The 5,735-nt window shown below is 68.7% G+C and carries 5 protein-coding genes and 1 pseudogene; 3 read left to right on the forward strand and 3 right to left on the reverse strand.

Annotated elements, in window-relative coordinates; all coding sequences use genetic code 11:
• Positions 1 to 21: 21 nt before the first annotated feature.
• Entirely contained in the window at positions 22 to 417 is a 396-nt protein-coding gene (locus AMK24_RS32385; protein ID WP_143203783.1) for a hypothetical protein, read from the reverse strand.
• A 424-nt stretch (positions 418 to 841) separates the two neighbouring features.
• Complete coding sequence (locus AMK24_RS35375; RefSeq protein ID WP_338012719.1) at positions 842 to 1,891, reverse strand: helix-turn-helix domain-containing protein; 1,050 nt, start codon at positions 1,889 to 1,891, stop codon at positions 842 to 844.
• 36 nt (positions 1,892 to 1,927) lie between these two features.
• Here AMK24_RS35375 and AMK24_RS32395 point away from each other — a divergent pair, with 36 nt between their 5' ends.
• The 3 genes and pseudogenes from AMK24_RS32395 to AMK24_RS34430 all read left to right on the forward strand — a co-directional run.
• A complete protein-coding gene (locus AMK24_RS32395; RefSeq protein WP_073772447.1) occupies positions 1,928 to 2,533 on the forward strand; it encodes a hypothetical protein in 606 nt (201 codons plus the stop codon).
• An 888-nt stretch (positions 2,534 to 3,421) separates the two neighbouring features.
• Positions 3,422 to 4,300: a calcium-binding protein gene (locus AMK24_RS32405; protein ID WP_199876558.1), complete on the forward strand. Its 879-nt coding sequence runs from the start codon at positions 3,422 to 3,424 to the stop codon at positions 4,298 to 4,300.
• A gap of 106 nt (positions 4,301 to 4,406) precedes the next feature.
• Positions 4,407 to 4,499 (forward strand): annotated as a pseudogene (locus tag AMK24_RS34430) (IS5/IS1182 family transposase); the annotation flags it as partial.
• Between the two features lie 85 nt (positions 4,500 to 4,584).
• Here AMK24_RS34430 and AMK24_RS32415 read toward each other — a convergent pair.
• Positions 4,585 to 5,655, reverse strand: a complete 1,071-nt coding sequence (locus tag AMK24_RS32415; protein ID WP_073772449.1) for an IS630 family transposase — start codon at positions 5,653 to 5,655, stop codon at positions 4,585 to 4,587.
• Positions 5,656 to 5,735 lie beyond the last annotated feature (80 nt).

Raw genomic sequence — 5,735 nt, forward strand, 5'->3', positions numbered from 1 at the left:
CGGAAAGTCGATCTCCTCCACTCAGCGTCTCACCTGCCCACCGACGCAGTGAAGTGCCTCGTCCGTCTTCCGACCGTGAGACCGGATCCGATCGACGGCGTCGGTGCGGGTGCTCTCGACGTACTCCAGATCGGTGAGTGCCGCCGGGGCCAGCGTGTGCAGTGCCCCGTACAGCCCCTGGGTGACATCGGCGCACAGGGCCTCTTGTCCGCCCGGCACTTCGGACGCACCTGCCGGGCGAAGTCGTCCGCCCAGCCTCTCCACGCCCTTGGTCAGCGGAGCCCGCACCGTCCGCAGCTCCGCCTCGGCACTCCGGGCGGACGCGGCCACGCGCTCTTCGCCCGGCGCCACAGAGGCCGACAGGGCGGGGAGTTCGACGGAGTCCGCGCCCCCGGCGGGCGTGACAGGGATCGTCATCTCTGCCGTCACAAGGGCGGCGAGAACTGCCGTCGATCCCGTTCCGGCCAATGCACGCGGGCAGCAAGCTCGTCGCATGGTGCACACGCTAGGTACGTCAGATGACGCCGGGGCGACACGCACAGCACGGTGTCGCAACCACCAGTGCCTCGGTGGACATCCGCCGTTCCCTCGGGCTTCACCCAGCCCGAGCCGAGCCCTTCCGTACCGCCCGGGGCGTCCGCGAGAACCGGGTCACTCTCTGTCAACCATCACCGTGTCTCTCGTCCTGACGTCGTCCGGCACAACACCCCGGGGGCTCGGGCTCTGCAACGCCTGGCTGCCGAACGGGCCGGGTCGTGCGGGAGGCCGGTTGCTGCGGAGCTCCGGTCGACTGTCGGTCCGCCCGGAGCTTCCCGAGGCGGTAAGGCGCCCGCGCGCATCGTCACCCGGCGCCGGCGAGGGTCTCCTCGCTCGGCGGCACGTAGATCCAGAGGTCCGGTCGAGGTCCACGGCGAAGTGGCGCGGGGTGATGGCGCCTCCACAGCCGTTGTCCATTCGGTATGCGTTCCACGGCAGCGGGGCGGGCGACCAAGTGCACGTGCAGGGCGTGGAGGATGACGGCGCCGGACGGTGACCGGCCTTGGACCGTGATCAGGACCAGCGCCCTCCGCCGCCGTGCACGGCATCGTGCGTCCTGGCCCACGCCCTGGAGTCGGCGGCGACCGGCGTTGGGGCGACTGTGCGGGGGGCCCGGTCCACGAGGTAGGTGTGCCCGCAGCCGCCCTCCCAGAGCTGGGAGCCGATGCTCCAGGTGAAGGGGAGGGTGCGCGGTCCGCCCCGGATCGGCGGGAGCGGGGGCGGAAGCCGTGCGGGCGGGGTGGGCGAGTAGGGCGGCGGTGAGGACGAGCATGACGAGGGCGACGGCGACGGCGACGGCGACGGCGGCGAGGAGGAGAGCGGGGGCGCCACGACGGGGACGGGCGCGGGGCGCTTGCGGTGCGGTCGAGTTCGGGGCGGGGTCGAGGCTTGGTTTCGGAGCGGGCGGCTCCGGGTTCGATTCCGGCGTGGCCGACACGGCCGGTACAGGCGGGGGCGTGGGCGAGGCCGCTCCTCGGCGGGCGCGGTCCGCCTGCGTCCAGGCCACCTCCAGGGCCCGCCGCTCCTCCTCGTCCGTCCCGCCCAGCAGGGCAAGGCGGTCGACCACGGCGAACTCCTCCGGGACGGTCGCGCCCGAGCAATAGCGGTGGAGGGTGGACGCGCTGATGCTCAGTCGCCGGCCCAGCGCCTCGTAACTTCTCCCGTCGCGCGCCTTCAGCGCGCACGAGCCCCGCGAACTCCTCGACGGCTGCGTCCTTCGGCATTCCACCCCCCTTATCCCTGCGTCCCATCCTTCACGTTCTTGCACGTCAGCGGGGGTGGAACGGGTTCGGGACGGCTGGTGGGCGCGTGATCGTTGCAGTCGGCGGGTGCCGGCCCCACGCTGGTTGAGCACTGACCGAACGAATAACCCGACGGGGGATTCACCACCATGAACAAGCTCCGCACCGCACTCGCCACTGCTGCCGCTGCCGCACTGGGCCTCGCGGCCCTCGCCACAACCCCGGCGCAGGCCGCTGCCCAGCCCGCCTTCCTCGCCGCCTCCCAGATGCCGCCGTCCTCGACGCCGTGGACCGCCACCCAGATCTTCACCGGCGTCCCGGAGAACGGCGGCGTCCTCTGCGCCCCGTACAAGATCCCGGCGCAGAACACCCGCTACCGCGAGTTCAGCACCGAGCTCGACACCAACGGCGTCCAGGTCACCACCGTCGCCCGTACCGAGGCCGACGCCGTGAAGTTGGTCGACACCCTGCGCGGGGCCCTCGCCGGCTGCGGCCCGCTGCTGGAGCAGCAGAACCCGGGCCTGCAGGCCGACAGCGCCTCCCACGGCAAGCTCGCCGTCGAGGAGGGCGCCTGGGTCTACAGCCTGGACACCGCCGACCCGCAGATCGGCATCTCCGACATCCACCTGTTCTCCGTCGGCCGCGACGGCCGCACCGTCACCCTCGTCCGCTGGGGCCAGATGGGCGACCTCAAGGACGCACCGATGACCGCCTTCAGCAACACGACGAAGACCGCCGTCAACAAGCTCCACTGACCCGAGGGCACCCCCGAGGGCTGACCACAGCTCGACAGCGGCGCGGCCGGAACCCGGGCGCGCCACTGTCGAGCCCACCTGCTCCTGCAGCGGCGGAGAGGGTGTGAGGGCTGCGTTGGTGGCATGGGGCGGGTGTCAACGGGTCAGGGCGCTGGGTGCCTGGTCACGGGGTTGGTTGCGGACAGGTTCGCTGGCACGAGGTGACCAGGCGGCTGCTGTCTTTCGACGGGGACGCGGTTCACCGGCTGCCGTGGGAGCGCCTGCCCCCAAAGGGCTACCGCGCCGTGCGGGCCGAGCTTTCCGGCCGCTACGGCGCTCCCCGGGCCGGGGAGCGCCACGGGCTGCCCGGGGTCTGCCGCCAGTGCGTTCATCGAGACGAACGCGGTGTCCCAGGCCAGGACGATGGGGCAGTCGCTGAGCTGGATCCGGGCGTGGATGCTCAGGTTGCGGAAGTTGCGCCAGCCGAAGCCCTTCGGTTCGTCCTTGCGGCCGCATGGCGACGGTCAGGTGTAGGTGGAGGTTCGCGCGGGGTGTTTGCGGTGGCCGGAGCCGGATGCAGGGTGGCGAAGTCGAGTTCCTGCCCTTGCGAGCTGAACCGGCTCCCCGCTGTCGGCCGAAGTGCCGCCGATCGCCCAGGAGAGTCGCGGGGGCCGGGAACGCGAGGGCGGGACGAGCGGGGTGACCGGTCACCTGCGACGGATACCATCCCACGGTCCGCTGACGCGGTGGGTCCCGCGCATGCGACAGTTCGAGTGATCTTCACGAAACTCCGGCACTCCTGCAACCGTTGGCCCGATTCGCTTGTCTGATCGTGTGAGCCAAAAGGTTCACGGATCAACCGGGTTCCGGGGGATGACCGCGTCCGGGGCTTCTTCTTCTTGGGGACACATGCGTATTCGTGCCACCGTGGCCGCCGTCACTGGCGTCCTGGCCCTTTCCGCTTTCGTCGTACCGGCCGTCCAGGCCGATGAGAGGCCCGCTCCCGGCCTGAACGTGCCGTCCGGCGCCGAGTTTTCCGGCGGAGCGCCCGCCGAGGCCGGTGCGCCCACCGCCGAGGCGGATGACTTCTCGGGCGATATCAGAATCACGAAGGTGGTCGTCAACGGAGGGGAGGACATCGTTCTGGGGACCACGGCCGCGAAGACATTCACCATCGCCGTGACCGCCACGGACGACTCGGGCATCGAGACCGGGAACACCTTTCCGGTGATGTGGCACACGCCTCTCCCGAACGGGGGCTACTACGGTCTCGTTGGCCCCGAAGACATCGCGGGCAGTTGCGTGCGCCAGAGCTTCACAACGACCACCTGCACCCACACGCTGAAAATCAACCCGCGCATCCATCCCCAGGACAACACCACCGCCGGGACCTGGACCGTAAGGACCCATGCCCTGGCCAAGGACGGTGACTACTACACCAAGGATGCCGCCGGGAAGGCGAAGGTCCTGCGCAACTCGAGGCTGACGGTCAACGCCTCGCCGGAACCGGTGAGGAAAAACAGAACGATCACAGTCACTGGTGCCCTGACCCGGGCCAGCTGGCAGACCTACAAGTACGGGGGTTACACCAAGCAGCTGGTGAAGCTCCAGTTCAAGAAGAAGGGCGCCAAGAGCTACACGACGGTCAAGACTGTCCAGACCAGCTCGACCGGCACCCTGAAGACCACCGTCAAGGCCTCGGCCGACGGCTACTGGCGCTACAGCTTCGCCGGTACGTCCACCACCTCGGCCGTCTCGGCTTCCGGTGACTACCTCGACGTGAAGTAGACGCACAGCCACGGCAAGGGGGGCCTCCGGCAGAAGACTGCCGGGGGCCCCTGCTGGGTGAAGCCCTAGAGCGTGTCTCTTTGATCGGTTGGACTGTTCATCGGGTGTGTCCGTCCGTTTCGTGATCTCCGATGCGATGTGGGACCGGATCGAGCCATTTATGCCGGCCGATCCGGTCCGGGGCCGGCGGTGGGCCGATCCAGGAGAACGACATGACCGTTCCCGAGGAGAACCGCCCCAAGACGACGACCACCGACGACACGCTAGTGACCTGAGTCAGAGATTCATCGGCAGTAGGCGGCGACTTTGTCGAGGATCTCGTCGGCGGTCTTCGTCCAGATGAAGGGCCGAGGGTGTTCGTTCCAGTCGGCGAGCCAGGCCCGGATGTCGCGTTCAAGAGCCTGGACGGAGCGGTGGACCCCGCGCTTGAGCTTCTTCTGCGTGAGTTCGGCGAACCACCGCTCGACCAGGTTCAGCCAGGACGCACTGGTCGGCGTGAAGTGCAGGTGGAACCGCGGGTGGGCCAGCAGCCACTTCTTGATGTCGGGCGTTTTGTGGGTCGCGTAGTTGTCGAGGATCAGGTGGACCTGGAGGCCGGCCGGGACTTCCTTGTCGAGTTTGGTGAGGAACTTCTTGAACTCCGCGGCCCGGTGGCGGCGGTGAAGCGAGCCGATGACCTTGCCGGTCGCCACTTCTAGGGCGGCGAACAGGGTGGTGGTGCCGGCGCGGACGTAGTCGTGGCTGCGGCGTTCAGGAACGCCGGGCATCATCGGCAACACCGGCTGAGAGCGGTCGAGAGCCTGGATCTGCGATTTCTCGTCCACGCAGAGCACTAGTGCCTTCTCCGGCGGATCGAGATAAAGGCCGACGACGTCGCGGACCTTGTCGATGAACAGCGGGTCGGTGGACAGCTTGAATGTCTGTGAGCGGTGCGGGGCCAGGGCGAACGCCCGCCAGATCCGCGAGACCGTCGACTGCGACATCCCCGTCGCCGCGGCCATCGACCTCGTCGACCAGCGGGTGGCGTTCTTCGGCTTCTCCTTCAGCGTCTTGACGATGACGCGCTCGACGTCCGCGTCGGTGATCTTCCGCGGGACACCGGGCCGCGGGTCGTCACACAAGCCGTCCAGGCCCCGTTCGAGGAAACGGCGTCGCCACGTGCGGACCGTGTCCGGAGTGATCCGCAGACGCCGGGACACCTCCATGATCGAGTGCCCCTCGGCACACTCCAGCACGATCCGCGAGCGCAAGGCCAGAGCCTGGGCCGTCGAACGACGCCGCTTCCAGTTCTCCAGCACGGCCCGCTGGGCATCAGTCACCGACAACGGCGGAATCTTCGGACCCGGACGACTCATACCCATACCCAACCAACGACGAATCTCCGACTCAGGTCACTAGGCCGTGTATCGAAAATTGAACCGTTCCGGGTTCGGTA

The sequence above is a fragment of the Streptomyces sp. CB02366 genome, assembly GCF_001905905.1.
Taxonomy (GTDB): Bacteria; Actinomycetota; Actinomycetes; order Streptomycetales; family Streptomycetaceae; genus Streptomyces.